General features: G+C 57.1%; 14 protein-coding genes. 6 read left to right on the top strand and 8 right to left on the bottom strand.

The window, feature by feature from the left end; all coding sequences use genetic code 11:
* Positions 1 to 208 precede the first annotated feature (208 nt).
* From B9Y55_RS08670 to B9Y55_RS08660, 3 genes are read right to left on the bottom strand one after another with little or no spacing between them, the layout of a single operon-like run.
* Complete coding sequence (locus tag B9Y55_RS08670; RefSeq protein ID WP_159448295.1) at positions 209 to 817, bottom strand: TetR family transcriptional regulator; 609 nt, start codon at positions 815 to 817, stop codon at positions 209 to 211.
* Positions 807 to 3854, bottom strand: a complete 3048-nt coding sequence (locus tag B9Y55_RS08665; RefSeq protein ID WP_085544962.1) for an efflux RND transporter permease subunit — start codon at positions 3852 to 3854, stop codon at positions 807 to 809. Before B9Y55_RS08665 ends, B9Y55_RS08670 begins: the two co-directional genes overlap by 11 nt.
* Positions 3851 to 5122: an efflux RND transporter periplasmic adaptor subunit gene (locus tag B9Y55_RS08660; RefSeq protein WP_085544961.1), complete on the bottom strand. Its 1272-nt coding sequence runs from the start codon at positions 5120 to 5122 to the stop codon at positions 3851 to 3853. The genes B9Y55_RS08665 and B9Y55_RS08660 overlap by 4 nt, the downstream gene beginning before the upstream one ends.
* A 118-nt stretch (positions 5123 to 5240) precedes the next feature.
* Here B9Y55_RS08660 and B9Y55_RS08655 point away from each other — a divergent pair, with 118 nt between their 5' ends.
* From B9Y55_RS08655 to B9Y55_RS08635, 5 genes are all read left to right on the top strand, one after another.
* Positions 5241 to 6584: a sodium:solute symporter family protein gene (locus B9Y55_RS08655; protein ID WP_159448294.1), complete on the top strand. Its 1344-nt coding sequence runs from the start codon at positions 5241 to 5243 to the stop codon at positions 6582 to 6584.
* Entirely contained in the window at positions 6581 to 7741 is a 1161-nt protein-coding gene (locus tag B9Y55_RS08650) for an MFS transporter (protein WP_159448293.1), read from the top strand. Before B9Y55_RS08655 ends, B9Y55_RS08650 begins: the two co-directional genes overlap by 4 nt.
* 98 nt (positions 7742 to 7839) lie before the next feature.
* Positions 7840 to 8058: a DUF3311 domain-containing protein gene (locus B9Y55_RS08645; RefSeq protein ID WP_085544958.1), complete on the top strand. Its 219-nt coding sequence runs from the start codon at positions 7840 to 7842 to the stop codon at positions 8056 to 8058.
* Positions 8055 to 9524 carry a sodium:solute symporter family protein gene (locus B9Y55_RS08640; RefSeq protein WP_143340883.1) on the top strand — a complete coding sequence of 490 codons (1470 nt, stop codon included), beginning with the start codon at positions 8055 to 8057 and terminating at the stop codon, positions 9522 to 9524. Before B9Y55_RS08645 ends, B9Y55_RS08640 begins: the two co-directional genes overlap by 4 nt.
* A gap of 11 nt (positions 9525 to 9535) precedes the next feature.
* Positions 9536 to 10711, top strand: coding sequence for a M20 metallopeptidase family protein (locus tag B9Y55_RS08635; RefSeq protein WP_085544957.1), 1176 nt, complete (start codon positions 9536 to 9538; stop codon positions 10709 to 10711).
* A gap of 50 nt (positions 10712 to 10761) precedes the next feature.
* Here B9Y55_RS08635 and B9Y55_RS08630 read toward each other — a convergent pair whose 3' ends face one another.
* The 5 genes from B9Y55_RS08630 to B9Y55_RS08610 all read right to left on the bottom strand — a co-directional run bounded on the left by B9Y55_RS08630 (position 10762) and on the right by B9Y55_RS08610 (position 15800).
* The gene (locus B9Y55_RS08630; RefSeq protein ID WP_085544956.1) at positions 10762 to 12456 is read right to left on the bottom strand and encodes a S8 family serine peptidase; all 1695 of its coding nucleotides are present in this window, start codon (positions 12454 to 12456) and stop codon (positions 10762 to 10764) included.
* Positions 12457 to 12478: 22 nt separating this feature from the next.
* Positions 12479 to 12868, bottom strand: a complete 390-nt coding sequence (locus B9Y55_RS08625) for a hypothetical protein (RefSeq protein WP_159448292.1) — start codon at positions 12866 to 12868, stop codon at positions 12479 to 12481.
* Between the two features lie 117 nt (positions 12869 to 12985).
* Positions 12986 to 14692 carry a lectin like domain-containing protein gene (locus tag B9Y55_RS08620; protein WP_143340882.1) on the bottom strand — a complete coding sequence of 569 codons (1707 nt, stop codon included), beginning with the start codon at positions 14690 to 14692 and terminating at the stop codon, positions 12986 to 12988.
* The gene (locus tag B9Y55_RS08615) at positions 14575 to 15201 is read right to left on the bottom strand and encodes a protease inhibitor I42 family protein (protein WP_085544953.1); all 627 of its coding nucleotides are present in this window, start codon (positions 15199 to 15201) and stop codon (positions 14575 to 14577) included. Before B9Y55_RS08615 ends, B9Y55_RS08620 begins: the two co-directional genes overlap by 118 nt.
* 83 nt (positions 15202 to 15284) lie before the next feature.
* The gene (locus B9Y55_RS08610) at positions 15285 to 15800 is read right to left on the bottom strand and encodes a metal-dependent hydrolase (protein WP_234986188.1); all 516 of its coding nucleotides are present in this window, start codon (positions 15798 to 15800) and stop codon (positions 15285 to 15287) included.
* Between the two features lie 121 nt (positions 15801 to 15921).
* Between B9Y55_RS08610 and B9Y55_RS08605 the strand changes: the two genes are divergently transcribed.
* Complete coding sequence (locus B9Y55_RS08605) at positions 15922 to 17049, top strand: aldo/keto reductase (RefSeq protein ID WP_085544951.1); 1128 nt, start codon at positions 15922 to 15924, stop codon at positions 17047 to 17049.
* Positions 17050 to 17206: the final 157 nt, after the last annotated feature.

The following is a 17206-nucleotide window of genomic DNA, read 5'->3' as shown; positions in this document are numbered from 1 at the left end:
GCCTTGACGATAAGGTGTTGAGGTGCTCTAGGTATATTTACCTACTCCAAGTAGGGGGTTTCTCCCGATGATCGGCGAAGGTCTCTACCCTATAATTTAGGCCACAGAGCGAGAGGCGAATAACCTCCTTAAAGACACCACACACACTTCTTCAACAACTCCTTATAGAGAAAGGCCCAGGGTCCCCCAACCCTGGGCCTTTTTCGTGCTATGGCCTTAGAGCTCTAAAAAAAAGCTCCAGCATAGGCTTGGCCTGAGAGGACAGATCATAGGGGGAGGAGGAGTACAGCTTTCTCTCCATAAGGCCGAAGATCAGCAGTCTAAGGCTCTCCGCCGCAACGGTCAGGTCGATCTCCTTGGAGATGTGTCCCTTTTCTTTGGCCTCCTCCATCACCGACTTTATCCTTCCGATGGTCCTGTCCCTCAGGGACTCTATGGACGACAGTATCCCCTCGTCCTCCGCTAAGCTTCTGCGGTCCAGAAATATGGCCAGTATCCGTTGCAGCTCCTGACGGCCCTCGAATACCTCCATCTCCTCCATGACCATGGCTCGGAGCCTGTCCAGAGGCTCTTCTGGTCCCTTCAGGCAGGATTCCTCCAGTTGATCCACCTTCTCCGCCCCGTAGTCCATGAGCTCCTTTAAGAGCCCCGGCTTTCCGCCGAAATGGCGGTACAGCGCCCCTTTTGTGAACCCCGCCTCCTTGCCTATCTCCACCAAGGTGACTCCGTCCACCCCTTTTTTCGAGAAAAGGTCAGTAGCCACGGAGAGGAGCTTTTCCCTGGTCTTGGCGGCTTCCTCCCGGGTTCTACGAGCCATGGGATACCTCGTCGGAGGATATTCCATAAAGGGCACAGTAGAGCACCGGAACCACTATGAGGGTCAGCACCGTGGCGAAGGTAAGCCCGAACATTATGGTCACAGCCATAGCGGCGAAGAAGTCGTCCAGAGCCAGTGGTGCCATGCCGAGGACGGTGGTCATGGCCGCCATCATGACCGGACGAATCCTGCCGGTGGAGGCCTCCATAACCGCGGAGAATCGGGCCTTGCCCTGGGCCAGCTCAAGCTCTATCTGATCGAGCAGGACGATGGCGTTTTTGATGAGCATTCCCGCAAGGCTGAGGTATCCCAGCAGGGCCATGAAACCGAAGCTCTGGCCCGTCACCAAAAGCCCGAGGGTCACCCCTATGGCGGCTAATGGCAGACACAGAAAGACCACCGCTGGCTGCCTGAAGCCGTTGAAGAGCCCCATAACCACCACTATCATGAGGACGAAGCTGAGCAAGAAGGGCTTTAACAGGGCATCCTGAGAGGTCTTTGAGTCCTCGAACTCCCCTCCCCATACAAGTTCATAGCCGTGGGGCACCTCAAGGGAATCTACCAAAGGAAGGATCCTCCGGCGAAGCTCCTCGGCGGTCCCGGTCAGAGGATCGCACTGAGGTGTTATGACCCTTGAGCGATTCCTGCGCCATATGATCGGATCCTCCCACTGTAGCCTGAGTCCTGAAAACACCTGCCCCGCCGGGACGAAACGCCTCAGACCTCGGCTCCATATCTGGACGTCCTCCACCGAGTCCAGGTCCTGCCTCTCCGCCTCAGGGGCCCTTACCATTATAGGAAGCAGGTTATCCCCCTCCCGATATACCCCTACAGGTCTGCCGTCGAAGTTTCCTTTCAACGCTCCCGCTATCTCCGCCCTGGTCAGGCCAGAACGTCTTGCCCTGGCCTCGTTCACCTCGGGGACCAGGACCTTGACCTTCTGTCTCCAGTCGTCCCTGATGTCGATCCCCGCGGGATCCTGGGCCATGATGGCCCTCACCTGTCTGGAGAGCTTTCTGAGCACCGATGGGTCGTCTCCGGTGATCCTAAGTTTGACTTTGGCTCCAACCCCAGGCCCCTTTTTGAACCGCTCAAACCGGGCCTCCGAGTCGGGAAATCTCTCGGCGGTCCAGAGGGACTGCCTTGCCATTATTCCCCCTATGGCATCGTAGTCTTTAACGGTCACCAGGAGAAATCCGTAGGAACTGTTGGGAAGCTCCGGCTCGAAGGCCAGATAGAACCGAAGGGGCCCCTCCCCTGCGAAGGCCGCCACGGAAGCGACGGAGGTCTCTTCTTTTAGGAGGTGCTCCGATATCTCCTTAAGGTCCTGGGCGGTCCTGTCGACGTCGGTCCCCTCAGGAAGCCAGTATTGGATCATGAACTGATCTCTGACTGTGTCAGGGAAGAAGCTCTGGCCCACGAAGCGAAAGCCCCATAGAGCCAGGGCCAAAAGCAACACCATAGACCCCAAGGTTAGCTTTCGTCGATCGACGCACTTTATGAGGAAGCCGCTGTAAAGGGAGTAGAAGGAACCGCCCTTTTCGCCGCCATTACCGTCGGGTTTAAGAAACATGACCGCCAGCAAAGGCGTCACGGTTATGGCCAGTATCCAGGATATAAGCAAAGACACCGCCACAACCTGGAATAGGCTTCGACAGAACTCCCCTGTTACGTCCTGAGAGAGGCCGATGGCGGCGAAGGCCAGTATGGCGACGACGGTGGCTCCCAAGAGAGGCCACTTGGTCTCCTCCACTATCCGGGAGGCCGTGGCTTTACCGTCCTTTCCGGCGGATATGCCGACCAGTATCCCCTCTGTGACGACGATAGCGTTGTCAACCAGCATTCCCAAAGAGATTATTAGGGCCCCTAAGGACACGCTGTGGAGCTCTATGCCTATTATCCTCATCGCCACGAAGGTGGCCGCTATGGTGAGAAGCAGAATGGCTCCCATAAGGAGGCCGCTTACCGTTCCCATGAAGACCACCAGCAGGACGATCACTATGGCCACCGCCTCGACCAGGTTGACGACAAAACCCTGGACTGCGTCCCGAACCAGGTCGCTCTGGTAAGTGACCGTCTCTATGTCAACCCCTACTGGCAGATCCTGCTCGATCCTTTTAAGCTCCTCTTTGACCATGTCTCCCATTCGGACCACGTTTCCCCCTGGAACGGTGGACACTCCTATGGCGATAGCGGACCGTCCGTTTATGGACATCACCTTTCTAGGAGGATCTATGTAGCCCCTGTATATGCGGGCGACGTCCTTGAGGGCCAACAGCCGCCCTCCGACGCCCCCTCTTATCAGGAGCTCCCCGATATCCTCCACCGACCTGAGGTTTCCCGTGGGATCTATAGGGATCCTCAGGGATCCCGCCGACACCGACCCCGAGTCGGCCACCAGGTTCTGGCCCTGGAGGGTGGCGGCTATCTGCTCTGGCGATACGCCGAGCTCGGTCATTCTGGACCGAGACATCTCCACGAACACCGCCTCGGTCCTATCCCCCCAAAGGGAGACCTGGGCGACGTCGGGAACGAGAAGGAGGGCCTTTTTTATCCTGTCCCCGTAGGTCTTCAGCTCCGCCATAGAGTAGCCGTCCCCTGTTATGGCGAAGACCACTCCGAATACGTCACCGAAGTCGTCGTTGACCATGGAGGGGCCAGCACCGGGGGGGAGATGCCCTTGGGCCTCAGTTATCTTTCTCCGAAGCTCGTCCCAGACCTGAGGAAGTTTTCCGTTGGTGTAGCGGTCCTTTATATCCACGTAGACCACCGACAGGCCCCTTCGGGACTGAGACCGAACCCGCTTCAGCTGAGGAAGCCTCTGAACCGCCTGCTCTATCTGGTCCGTGACCTCCTCCTCCACCTCCGTAGGAGAGGCTCCAGGGTAAGAGGTCACTACCAGGGCAGTCTTTACGGTGAAGTCAGGGTCCTCAAGACGGCCTAAACCCGAGTAAGCCCAGACTCCACCGATGGCGATAAGCACCGCCACGAAGAGGGTGAAGGATTTTCTCTCCATGGCCCACCTGCCGATGTTCATCTCTTGCCCTCCAAAAGCCTTACGGACTGCCCCTCCCTGATGACGTGGACCCCTGCGGTGACCACCCTATCTCCCGCCTCTATATGCCCTTTCACGTCGACGTGGCCGTCACCTAGGTGGGTTACCTCCACGGAGGTCCACTGGACCCTGAGATCCTCTCCGACGACCCAGACCCCCGATCCTCTATCGTCGGAGAGAAGGGCCTCTATGGGGATCCGGTAGACCTTGCCCGTCCCACCGTACTTTATCTTTCCCGAGACCTCCGCCGCCATTCCCGGAAATAGCCTGATCCCATCGGGAACCTCCATAGCTAAGGTGGCCCTATATGTCTGGGTCTCAGGGTCCGGGGCGGAGGAGAACTCCACCAGCTTAAGGGGAAACTTTCCCGAAATTGACGAGAACGAAGCCCATACATCAAGGTCGTCGGGGTTAAGGTTTATCGCCGACTCGGGGACGTCCACCACTACCTCCACCGAAGAGGTATCCTGAAGGCTCAGTATAGGCTGTCGGGCTGTGACGAACTGAAAGTTATCCGCCATTCGTCGAGCCACCGTTCCGTCGAAAGGTGCCCTTAGCTCGGTGTCCGCCAGAGCAGCGGCAGCGGCGGACTCCTGGGCCTGAAGGGACCTTATCTGAGATTCCATGGCCCGGATGTCCTCCTCTCTGGCCCCTTTTCTGGCCTTCTGAAGCTCCTGCTGGGCCGCCATAAGCGACGAGGCCGCCACGTCCTTGGCGGTCCTGTACCGGTCGAACTCGGACTGGGATATGGCTTTCGCCTCGTAAAGCCTCTTAAACCGGCTGAACTGGGCCTCCGCCTCCTCCGCCCTTGCCCTCGCTGAGGCCACCTGGGCCTCCAGAGACCGGATATCCTCCGCTCTAGCCCCTCGCCTCATGGCCTCTAAGGTGGCTCTGGCCTGTGATAGAGAACCTCTTACACCGTCCAGGGCCAACTGAAAGTCCCTTGGATCTATTCTGGCTAGAACATCTCCGGCCTTGACATGCTCACCCTCTTTAGCTGACAGCTCCACCAGAGGTCCTGACACCCTAAAGGCCAGGTCCACCCTCCGAGATGCCTGGACCCTTCCGGGCATAGTCCTTATCCAGGCCCCGTCGATAGGACTGAGGACCATGGATTTCACTGGACGGACGACGATAGGTTCCCTTGCCCCGTCTTTAGGGGAGAAGAACCTCGGACCAAAAAGCACCCCTATCAGCATAACCGCTAAAGCACCGGGAAAAAACCATTTTAAGTTTCTTTTCAAGTTCATCGCTCCACCGCCATTTTTAGAGTCATAGGGTATCTATAAATGGATTATAGAAAGATCATAGGCCTATGTCAACGGGAGTGCTACAATCTATGGATTCAGAGTTAGAGGGGGAAGGGTTTTGTTTCTTGTCGGCTTAGGGGCCACAGTGGTCCTTTTCGTGCTTTTAGGGCTTAGATCCGCCAGGTCGGTGGAATCGTCGTCGGACTACTCGGTCGCCGGTCGGTCCGTCGGTGCCGCTGGGGTAAGCGGGATTATCATGGGAGCTATCGTAGGAGGGGCCTCGACGGTAGGAACGGTTCAGATGGCCTACGTGTCCGGCCTTTCGGCCTGGTGGTTCACATTAGGGTCCGCTCTAGGCTGTCTCATACTGGGGCTGTGGTTTGCAGGGCCTCTCAGACGATCGGGGTTCGTTACGGTTCCCGAGTTTCTCTCCCGAAACTACGGAGGAAAGATGAGCGGTCTGTCCATGGTCTCCGCCTCGGTGGGGACCTTTCTATCGGTAGTGGCCCAGTTTCTCGCGGGAGCGGCGCTGTTTCGGACCATACTGCCGATCTCGCCGGAACTCTCGGCGGTGATACTGGGCTCTCTCATACTGGCGTTCACCTATTCAGGAGGGCTTAAGAGCTACAGCTCTATAGGAAAGGCAAAGATGGTGGCCCTTTACGGGACAATGGCCCTCTGTGCCCTGGCCGCCTGGTCCATAGCGTCCCCGGCGGAGCTGCTAAGGGCCCTGCCGGTCAGGCCGTGGTTCGATCTTTTCGGAGGAGGGCTCAGAGCCGACGGCAACGCCTTACTGTCCATGGTAGCAGGGGTCTTCTGCACCCAGATATACGTCCAGGGAATCTTCGCTGCCTCCGACGAGAGGACCGCCGCCAGGGGAGCTATCCTCTCGGCCATCCTGATTCCTCCCGTGGGGATAATGGGGGTCCTCACAGGGCTGGCCATGAGGGCATCGGGAGTGTCGGTTGACCCGGCGTCAGCGCTACCGTCGTTTATAACCGCCAACTTTCACCCCGCTCTGGCGGGAGCTATGTGGGGAGTTATACTGGTGACCCTCATAGGGGCAGGGGCGGGACTATCCTTCGGTATAGCCACAAACTTAGTGAGAGACGGCGTAATCCCTTTGACCAAGGGAAAGAGCGACGGCGAGCTGGCGATGAGCCGGTGGGCTGTGGCTCTAGTGGTGGCGGCGGCGGGAATCATGGCCTGCGCCGTCCAGGGCTCTCAGATACTCCACTGGAGCTATCTGAGCATGGGGCTGAGAGGAGCAGGGACATTTATCCCTCTTGTTGTGGCTGTGATATGGCCTGAGAGGCTATCACCTAGGTGGGCCCTGGCGGCCAACGGAACGGGACTGGCTGCCATGGCGGCGTCGGGATCCCTCCATATATGGTTGCCACCGATGGCCTCCGGCATAGCGGCAAGTGCCGCCGTGACAGCGATGGGGATGGTGAGAAGATGAGCGGACTTTTCTGGAGATGTTTTACCGGTGCCTATCTTATACAGGCCATGCTGGCGGTGGGGTTTCTGTTTCCCGTGGTCCTCTCCGCTCAGGGCTATTCCATAGGGGTTATAGGATGGTCCATGTCCGCCCTGAACCTGGCGGCGATTATATCCCGTCCTATGGGAGGATGGGCCACCGAGAGGTGGGGCTTCAGCGGCGCCCTGTTTATGGCGGGAATCCTATCTTTAGCCGCCACCGCCTCCATATGGATCGCCCCGGGGATGGCGGGGATGATCTCCTTTCGGGCAGGGCTTGGAATGGTAGGAGGGGTGGCCATGGTGGCCATATCCACCTTTCAGGGGCTGGTGATTCCGGAGGAGAAAAGAGGGCCTCTTTTCGCCATAATGGGCATAGCTTACGTCCTCCCTCAGATAACCGTGGTACCTCTGGGAGAGTGGCTTTTAAACAGAAACATGGAGACCTCCTACCTGGTGATACCCGCTATCCTGACGGTATTAGCCGCCCTTATGGGAAGAGGGCTACCCTCCCCTGAGTCGTTGAGACAGGGCGAGGAAAAAGAGGATTGGGGAAGCTGGGGCGACTGCTTTGGCACCTCCGGCGTATGGGCCATGATACTCACGCTGGTATCCTTCTCGGTGCTGAACTCGACGACCTTACAGTTTCTGTCCCTTCCGGTGAGGGAAAAGGGCCTGTCGGCGAGCCTTTTCTACACCGTAAACGCCGTGACCTGCGTCGCCCTGAGGGTATTCGGAAGCGAGCTGATAAAGGACGTCCCCAGATATCTGTTAGGGTGCGTCTCCATAACCGTTATGGCGGTGGCCCTCACCGGAGCCCTGGCGGCTGACAGCTCTTTCACCTTGATTCTCGCCGCCATGGGGTACGGCTTGGGAATGGGCTTCGGTTTTCCTGTGATGCTGGCCCTCATACCGGACGTATTCCCTCCCAGGCTCATGCCTAAAGGTTCCTCTATAGGCATGTTGTCCATGGATCTGGGCTTCGCCCTGTCGCCGCTTATAATAGGGGCCCTGTCCGCCTACTTTGGCACCTCTGGAGCAATGAGAGTCATCGCATGGGCTCAGCTTGTGATAGCACCAACAGCCCTAATATTGTGGAGAATATCGAGAAAACGGGCGGAATCATCCCTTACATTATGAAAATAGGTTTTTATAGGGAGCCTTTGTGAATCGGGGTTCCCTAAAAAGGGCCTCCGTGCTATAGTGCATACTATTCCATACTTTCGGAGGTGTTTTTTGTGGGTCTTACAAGAGGAGAGCGAAAGGTGCTTTGGTGCTTTGCGCTGATAGTGGCGGGGTATATGCCCCCTGTGTTGAACCTGGCAAACCGGGTGAGTCCGGTTATTTTCGGGGTGCCTTTCATCCTATTCTGGTCCGGCTTGATGGTCCCCATAACCACCTGCCTGATGACCTACGCCTACATCGTCAGGGCAAAAGAGGACGGTGAGGACAGATGACCATCTCCATAGCCATAATATTCGGTTGGTTGATAGTCACCACGGTGGTGGGGGTCCTGGCGGGGAGAAACCAGGCCTTCAGCATGGAGAACTATTTCGTAGGAGGTCGGTCGTTCGGGACCTTCCTTTTCTACACCACCGCGGCAGCGGAGATATACAGTGCCTTCGCCTTTTTAGGCTTGGCGGGATGGGCCTATTCCAAGGGAATGAGCATCGTCTACGCCATGGCCTACGGATCCATCGCATATGGGCTTTATTTCTTCATAGGGCCCAGGATAAACAGGCTGGGATCCAGGCTTAAATACATAAGCCAGCCCGACTTTATAGCGGACAGATACGAGAGCCGTTGGCTGGGGGTCTTCGTGGCCTTTATAGGGGTCATCTTCTCCATTCCCTACCTCCAGCTTCAGATAATGGGAGCGGGTATGATAGTTCAACTGGCGTCGGGAGGGGCTATCTCCTGGCAGATTGCTGTAATCATAAGCTTCATAGCTGCGGTGATATTCGTCTACGTCTCGGGGCTCAGGGGCATCGGCTGGACCAACTTCCTTCAGGCCATCATCATGCTCTTCGGGATGGTGTCCATAGGGTTTATATTCCCCCACAAGTTCTTCGGTGGAACGGCCAAGGTGTGGGAGATCCTTCAGGAGATCAAGCCCAACCACCTAACCCTGCCGGACAGCGCGGGGCTGGGGATATTCTGGGTCGCGTCGGTGTCCCTCATCTGCGGCCTCGGTTTCTGGATGTGGCCCCATATCTTCACCGCGACCTACGCAGCGAAGAGCGAGAAGGTGGTCCGCAGAAACGCAACGATACTGCCTCTTTACTCCCTGACCATGATACCTATAATGGTGGTGGGCTTTACCTGTGCGGCCAAGGCGGGGATTGATCCAGCCTTTGCGGGGACCATAACAAAACCGGACCATGCCATGCTCATAGCCTTGGTCAACAACTTTCCACCTCTTCTGGCTGGATTCATAGGGGCAGGAGGCCTTGCGGCATCTATTTCGACTTCCTCGGGGCTCATTCTCACTTCCTCCAACCTGATGGCCAGAAACGTCATACAGAAGGGCTTTAAGCCGGAGATGGAGGACATGGCGGTGGCAAAGCTGGGAAGGGCACTGGTGCCGGTCCTGACGGTGTTGGCGGTGCTTTTGGCGATCTTTGCCCCATCCATGTTGGTGTCGTTGCTCCTGGTGGGATACTCGGGGGTTACCCAGTTCTTCCCTGCGGTCTTTCTCGGTCTCTTCGCCAAATGGCCCACGAAAGCCGGTATCGTGACCGGGCTTCTGGCTGGTCTGGCAACGGTGGTGGCCATAAAGTTCATGGGGGTTCCGTCGCCGATGGGCCTTCACGAGGGATTCGTCGGGCTCATAGTCAACTTCGCAGTGGCGGCGGTAGTCAGTTCATTCACCCCGAAAATATCCCCTTCCACCATCGACAGGTTTGAGTCCACTTTAAGATAGGAGGCGCTTTTATGCTCGTACAGATAAGGGAAAAGGCAAGGGAAATAAGGGAAGAGATAGCTCAGTGGAGACACCACTTTCACAGACACCCCGAACTGTCCCACTGCGAGTTCGAGACGGCGGCGACCATCGCCCAGGCCCTGAGGGACATGGGGTACGACCAGGTGAAGGTGGGGTGCAAGGGGAAGGATATCTGCGTCGTGGCGGACCTCGGACAGGGGGATAAGTGCATCGCCCTGAGGGCCGATATAGACGCCCTGGCTGTCCAGGAGGAGAGGGACGTTCCCTACAGGTCGGAAAACGACGGAGTGATGCACGCCTGCGGCCACGACGCCCACGCCTCCATGCTCCTCGGCGCCGCAAAAATCCTCAAGGGGATGGAGAACGACCTTCCCGGCAGGGTACGGCTTATCTTCCAGCACGCCGAGGAAAGAGGCGGCGGAGCCAAGGAACTGGTGGAGGAAGGTGTGTTGGAGGGTGTGGACGTGGTCTTCGGTCAGCACATCTGGTCGCCCGTGCCAAGCGGCTCCATGACCTACTGCGAGGGTCCGACCATGGCTTCGGCGGATATGTTCGAGCTCAAGATCCAAGGCAGAGGGGGACATGGTTCCATGCCCCATATGTCGGTGGACCCGGTGATGGCCGCCTGTTCGGTGGTCTCGGCCTGGCAGACCATAGTCAGCCGGGAGGTAGACCCTCTGGACGCGGCGGTTATCTCCGTCGGCGAGATAAAAAGCGGCTCGGTGTTCAACGCTATCCCCGACTCGGCACTGATAAAGGGGACCACCAGAACCTTCAACCAGGACGTCAGAAAGAACATCGCCGCAAGGATGGAGGAGGTAGCCAAGGCTATTTGCTCCGCCATGAGATGCGAGGCGGAGTTCAGCTACACCAACATGCTCCCCCCCACGGTGACCGATGTGGACTTCACCAGGTTCGCCGTCGGAGTGGCTAAAGAGGTTCTAGGCGAGGATAAGGTCTCCGAGGCGAGGCCCACCATGGGTGCCGAGGACTTCAGCTATTACCTCATGGAGAGACCCGGGACCTTCATGTTCCTTGGGACCGGAAACGAGGGTAAGGACATGACCTATCCTCAGCACCACCCCAAATACTGCGTCGACGACGACGTCCTTGAGCTAGGGGCCGCTATGTCCGCCTCGGTGGCCTGGGCTTATCTGAACCGGTAAAGATGAAGGGGGACGACCTAGGTCGTCCCCCTTCATCTTTACCTTAAGCCTTACCTGCGAAGGAACAGAAGTGGCAATGCCAGCAGGAGAGTGGCAGGTGCGAGGCCGATGGAGCAGCCACCGCCGTCCCCAAAAAGACTTCCACCGGTGACGTTTACAGTCACGCTGTCCGAGACGTTGCTTCCGTCGTTGCTGCTTGCGTAGATTGTGGCGGTCCCTGAGTACCTTCCCTTGACCACACCGCTTCCGGAAACGGTGGCCGCAAAGTTGTTGCTGGAGGACCAGACCAGGACCTTGTTGGTGGCGTTGGAGGGACTCACAGTCGGGCTCAGAGCGACAGAGGTTCCAGCATCTATATCCAGGACCTTTTGAGATGACGGAACCGTTATGGAGGTCACCTTGACGTCGCTTTTGGCCCCCCGCAGCGCATCGTAAAGGTTGAGGTTACCCCTTGTCGCGACGCTTCCGGCAAGCACGCTGTTATCCGTGACGTTGGCGAGTATCCTGCCCTTTATCTCCCCAGCACTGAGGTTGGGCCTGTAGGCAGCTATAAGGGCGGCCACGCCTGCCACGTGGGGCGTCGCCATGGAGGTTCCACCGAACCTCTGATAGCTGTCGTTTGATACGGTGCTCAGTATGCTCACGCCTGGGGCGGCGATATGGACGTAGTTGGGGCTGTGGTTTGAGAAATACGCCTGGGTATGGTCGGCACTGATGGCTCCCACCGTGATCATGTTGGTGAACTTGAAACAGGCAGGGTATACCGCAAGGCCTCTGAGGTCGATCCATTTATCTTCCCTGTCTCTGTATCCTGTGGGGTTGTCTATATTCTGCCCCTCGTTTCCTGCTGCGACGACGAGGAGTATCCCTGCGTTCGTTACGGCCTTGAACGCGCTGGCGTAAGGGTCTGAGTCGGGGTTGTTTATGGGCAGGCCCCAACCGCCCAGGGACATGTTGGCAACCCTTATGTTAAGGCCCCTTCTCTTCTGGCCGACAACGTAATCCAGTCCAGCCACTATCTGATCTCCGGTCCCGCTGCCCTCTCTGTTCAGTACTTTCACGGCGAGGAGGCTGACGCCCCAGTTTATGCCGGTTACTCCGATGCCATTATTCCCGACCGCTCCTATGGTCCCGGCCACATGAGTGCCATGATCGTTGTCGTCCATCGGGTCCCTGTCGTTTGAAACCGTGTCGATCCCCAACTCTCCGTCAAGATCTCTGCCGATGTTCTCCTTTATATCTTGATGGTTGTAGTCTATCCCCGTGTCGATAACGGCCACAAAAACCCCTTTATCGCCGGAACAAAGGCCCCAGGCCTCGGGAGCCTTTATATCCGCCATACCCCACAGGTCGCCACTCATCGGATCGTTGGACCAGGAGGATATCCTGAATATGTAGTTCGGGGCAACCCCGACCACCCCGGGCTGGGCTTTAAGTTCCTCCATGAGCTCTGCTGTGGTTTTGCCTTCTGCCCTGAGGTGAGCGATGCTCTTGCCGCTCTGGGCGGCTATCGCGCTGTAAGTCCCCACCGACTTGGCCCCTACAGAGGAGGCTAGGGCTTTTGCGGAGGAGTCGAGACCGGCCTTGAAGGACGAGACGTCGGAGGCGTTGATACCCGTTCCCTCCAGAACCACTAAGACCTCTCCCTCGACGTACTCTCCAACCGGAGCGGACTGGGCAAAGGCCACACCGCCCCAGATAAAGACAAAGAAAGCGAAAGCGATAAACAGAGATTTTTTCCCCATTATATACACCCCTTCGAGCCCCTTAGGGCTTTGATATCCCCACTGAGGTGGAGATCATTTTTTGAACCTCGTTCGGAGAGACCGCCTCTATAAAGGGGTCCGCCCTGAGTTCCTCAAGCAGTTTTTCCTCGAATTTTCCGTCCATAGACGCCCTTTCGCTCTTCACGAAGAACATCCCTTTTCCGTTGGAGCGGGAGATAGCGCTGAAAGAGTTCTTTACCTCCAGGCCGTATCGGACCGCCAGGTATTCGCTCTGAAAATCGAGCATAACCGACACCGCAACGTCTCTATCCCTGCCCTCAGTCTCCATCACCTTATCCCTGGTCTTAAATAACACCAGATACTCGCCGGGTACGGTCTTGGCCTCAGCGTAGGCCCCAGGGGTCACCGAAATAGCAAATACTGCCATCATCACAGCGAAAAGTAGTCCCCTCATACCTATAACACGCCCCTTTCCCTTAAGGAATGGAGATGACCTCTACAGACCACCTCCATTGTATTTTATCACATTGATTCCAAGAAATCGCACTCATCTGATCAAGGTTACCATAGGCAGAGCGAGCAGCAGTATCCCAGGATTAACTCCGATATTACAGCCCCCACCGGACGACGGCGGTGGGTCGGTTTTAGACGTAAAGGCTTTGATACAGACGTTGGTTCCTGGCCGTGTAGCGTTCATGTCCAGCCAGATCGCTCCGTCGGAACTAACGTAGCTCTGTCCATTCGCCGCCTTGGCCTTATCCGAGTAGCCTTCCTCCGGCGATTCGATCGAAACCGGGAACAGGTATCCCGGGGTTGTCAACTTTACGACCACCGAAAACCGAGAGCCATCGTAAAGGTAGGGAGGCTCTTTTAGCCTCACGGTGTGATACCCGGGCACAGGGATGGTGCCTTCCTGTGGAGTCATAATTCTCCGTCCGCTTCTGGGATTTTCAGGGGTTCCATCTGACCAGACCTCTATAGTGTAAGAGCTGTTGGCCCCGCCGGTGTACAGAGATATGGCCTCCAGGCTCTGCCAACCACCGGCGTCGCCGGAGACCTGAAAGACGTTTGCAAACCAGGCGGTGTCGGAGTTGAATCCGTAGCTGTCAACCCATCCCAGAGGATCGTGCTGATAGATATACTCGAAGTTATCCGAGGAGGCCCCGATAAACAGGGCAGGCCGACGGAAGACGGCCTCTTTGTAGGAGATCCAGAAAAACCCCTTATCCCCCCAGCCCTCACCCCAGCTGTTTTTCACCAGCCAGGCGCCATCGGAGCCGGGATCTAAGTTGAAGTTTCCCCTTGGATAGTGGTCGTCCCATCCGACAAGCAGCACCGCATGGCCGCCAGCGCCGTCCCCTGTCGGGTTGTAGTAGGAGTCGGTGGAGACGTTGTAAAAGTCGTTACTCCAGACCATGCTGAAGGCTACAGCCCCGTAGTCCATGACGGCAGATTTCATAGAGGGCCCATGGAAATCGCTTCCTAGAAATAACACCTGCTCCAGGTGGCTTGAGACCCGGTCGGAGGACAGGGGAAAGAGCTCCTGAGGCCAAGGAGATACGCTCTGGTAGGGCCGGTCGGACTCCTTCACCGCACCGGTCCAACGGCTCAGAATCGCCGTCGCCTTCCACACGTTCCCCCCCTGGTCAAAGATAGGGTCGTTTCCAAAAGGGGGCTCTTGAGGCGTAAAAGCCGGCATATCTGGACCTAGGTCGACGTAGGCAAAGTAGGCCAGATGGGCCTCGGAAAAATCGCTGGAGATCCCGTCCCTCCTCTTAAAGGTCGACTCCAGAGATCCAAAGGAGCCGAAGGCCCAGCAGGTTCCAAAGTGACCCTGGTTCCTCACAGGAGAGAGGTAGGTCGTGGGCCTAAGGTCGTAGCTGACCGGAAAAGAGGATAAAGATCCTTTTGCGGCGAAAAGAGACAGCTGATCGCCTTTCAGGTGAGACAGATCGATCCTTGGAGGAACGTCCCCTAAGGGCCTATCTTTGCTCTCCGTGATGCAAGCTAATTCGGCGGCCTCGATCCACTGGACGTACTCCTGGCTCGGCGGTGCCACAGTCCCCTTATCCACAGCCCACGAGGGTACGGCAGAGAACAGTGAGGCTACTAGAGATAGAGCTATGAAACGAATCATCATCTCACCGAAAGTATAGCCACCGCCACTCTGGAAGGTTGGACATCGGTCTCCCAGGGCCTGACGTAGGATAAACCTACCGACGAGTTCCCCGGGCCGACACATCTGAACAGCCACAGCTCGTTTCCTCCCGCCCCTACGTTGCCCCTTGGATCCTTCGCTTCATCCCGAGACTCCATAAGGTTGCCTACCGGGACAGCCACCGAAGGGTTCCCCCGGTCGGCAATGGCCCAACTGTAGCCTGTGGTGGGGTTCGACGGAATTCTGAAGGATAGGGTCTCTCCGACCTCGCCGGACAGGTAGCCCGTCATGACGAAAAGGGTTCCACCGGGAGGAACTCGAACTCCCTCTACCTTTCCGGAGGAGGCCTTGCCCTCGTCCCAGAGGACCGAGAGGGGGACGTCGGGGGAGAGATCCCTCAGCACGAACTCCCCTTTTCTGTCCGACATAGCGGTCAGTTCCTTCTCTCCCCCGACGACCTTCACCGTCACGTTCGGGACAGGACGGCCCGCCGAATCCACGATGAAACCCATTATCTGGCCGTCCTCGGAGGCAAACCCTACACCGACACTGGACAAAGATAGCATCAACGCTACGACACAACAGGATATAAACCTATAAGACAAATAAACCCCTCCTATCTGAGGGCTTCCGCCTCGATCGACGAGAGCCTTTATATCTCCGAACTTATTTACAGAGTACCATAAAATTATCCCACAACCGATCCTGTGCCGTCTACGTATCTTAGGACCACCGCACTTATAAGGGCCAATCTAGAGATGATCCTTTCCGCCATCCCTCCTGTCTTAAAAAGCTGATAGACCAACCGATGTCTTCTCCAGGGTATCAGCACCGGAATAGGGCCGAAAAAGCCGTCCTCCAGGATATGGAGCAGGCAGCCTACGACGAGCCAGAAGAACAGGAACCCCAGGGCTAACTCGACGGTGGGAACATCCAGCGACAGATACAGGGTTCCCTCCAACTTTTTCAGGATGGAGGGCAGGGGAATCCCCTCTATATAGCGACTGAGCCACCAGGCCAACCCCAGATAGGGGACGAACCAGTGGCTCCACTTACGGTGGTGCTTCATCCATTTTTTACCGTAAACCACCCTCTCTATCCAGTCGGGAAACAGTGCCCCGGCGGAGGCGAGGGAGGCGGGGACGGCCTTTCCTGTAGCGCCGTAGACCAGGGCGAAGGACATTATCGCGTGGCTAACTCCCATCAAGGTCGATCTCTCCTCTCTAAAAATAAGCGTATCAAGAGGATATCCTACCACAGGGTTCCTTATAAGCCTAAATGGGCTTAAAATGGATCCAGAAAAACCATCTAAAGGGGGAGTGGACATGAAGTATCGTGTTATGCCGGGAACTGGGGAAGAGCTTTCGGCGCTGGGATTCGGCTGTATGAGGCTACCGACAGGGGAGAACGGGACGGTGGACGTAGCGGAGGCCACAAGGATAATAAGGGCAGGTATAGACGGAGGAATAAACTACGTCGACACCGCCTGGCCCTATCACGGAGGGGACGGGGAGCTATTCGTCGCCGAGGCATTAAGAGGGGGCTACAGGAAGAAGGTAAAGCTGGCGACTAAGCTACCCTGCTGGCTCACCGAGAGCCACGACGATTTTGACGGCTTTCTGAACAGCCAGCTGGATCGCCTTGAGACCGATTCCATAGACTATTACCTGCTCCACGCCCTCAACCAGGGTAGGTGGGACCACGTCACAGCCCTTAACGTGTTCTCCTTTCTGGACCGGGCCAAGAGGTCCGGCAAGGTGAAGAACGTGGGATTCTCCTTCCACGACGGACCGGACCTGTTCAGCACCGTCCTGAGGGCTTACGACTGGGACTTCTGCCAGATACAGTACAACTTCATAGACCAAAACTACCAGGCGGGAAGGGCGGGGCTCAAGGAGGCCTACGACAGAGGCGTAGGGGTTGTCGTCATGGAACCACTGAGAGGCGGAGCCCTGGTCCAGTCCGTCCCCGAGGAGGTCAAGGGCCTGTTGGAGAGGGAGGCTCCTGGTAGACCCTCCGCCGAATGGGGCCTTAGGTGGATATGGGACCAGAAGGAGACCTCGGTGGTCCTGAGCGGAATGAGCTCTATGGAGCAGGTGGAGCAGAACCTTCTGGCGGCGGAGAACGGACAGCCCGATAACCTCACGGACAGAGAGAGGGAGACCATGGACAAGGTCGCCAGGATCTATATGGACCGCATGGCGGTGAACTGCACCGGCTGTCGGTACTGTATGCCCTGTCCCGCCGGGGTCAAGATACCGGAATGTTTCGCCCAGTTCAACAAGGTCACCATGCTGGACGATCTGGCCGGAGCGAAGCAGTTTTACACCGCCTTCACCAAAGACGGAGGCAAGGCCTCCCAGTGCGTGGACTGTGGCCAGTGTGAGACCGCCTGTCCTCAGAACATCCCCATAAGAAAGGCCCTTAAAGAGGTCGTAGAAACCTTAGAGTAGGGAATTTCTAAAACTCACGTCTGAGTCCCCTCGGAGAGATCATCCCGCCTACGCCCTGTTTCGCCCAATCGTATACTCGACCTGCCTGTTCCGTACGAACCGCCTCGGAGGGCACGTCCTGTGCCCCCTCGGCTTGGGGCGACGTCCTGTCGCCCCA

It is taken from the genome of Dethiosulfovibrio salsuginis, assembly GCF_900177735.1.
Lineage (GTDB): Bacteria > Synergistota > Synergistia > Synergistales > Dethiosulfovibrionaceae > Dethiosulfovibrio > Dethiosulfovibrio salsuginis.
The sequence above is the reverse complement of the archived record's forward strand: the minus strand, read 5'-3'. Positions and strand labels throughout refer to the sequence as shown.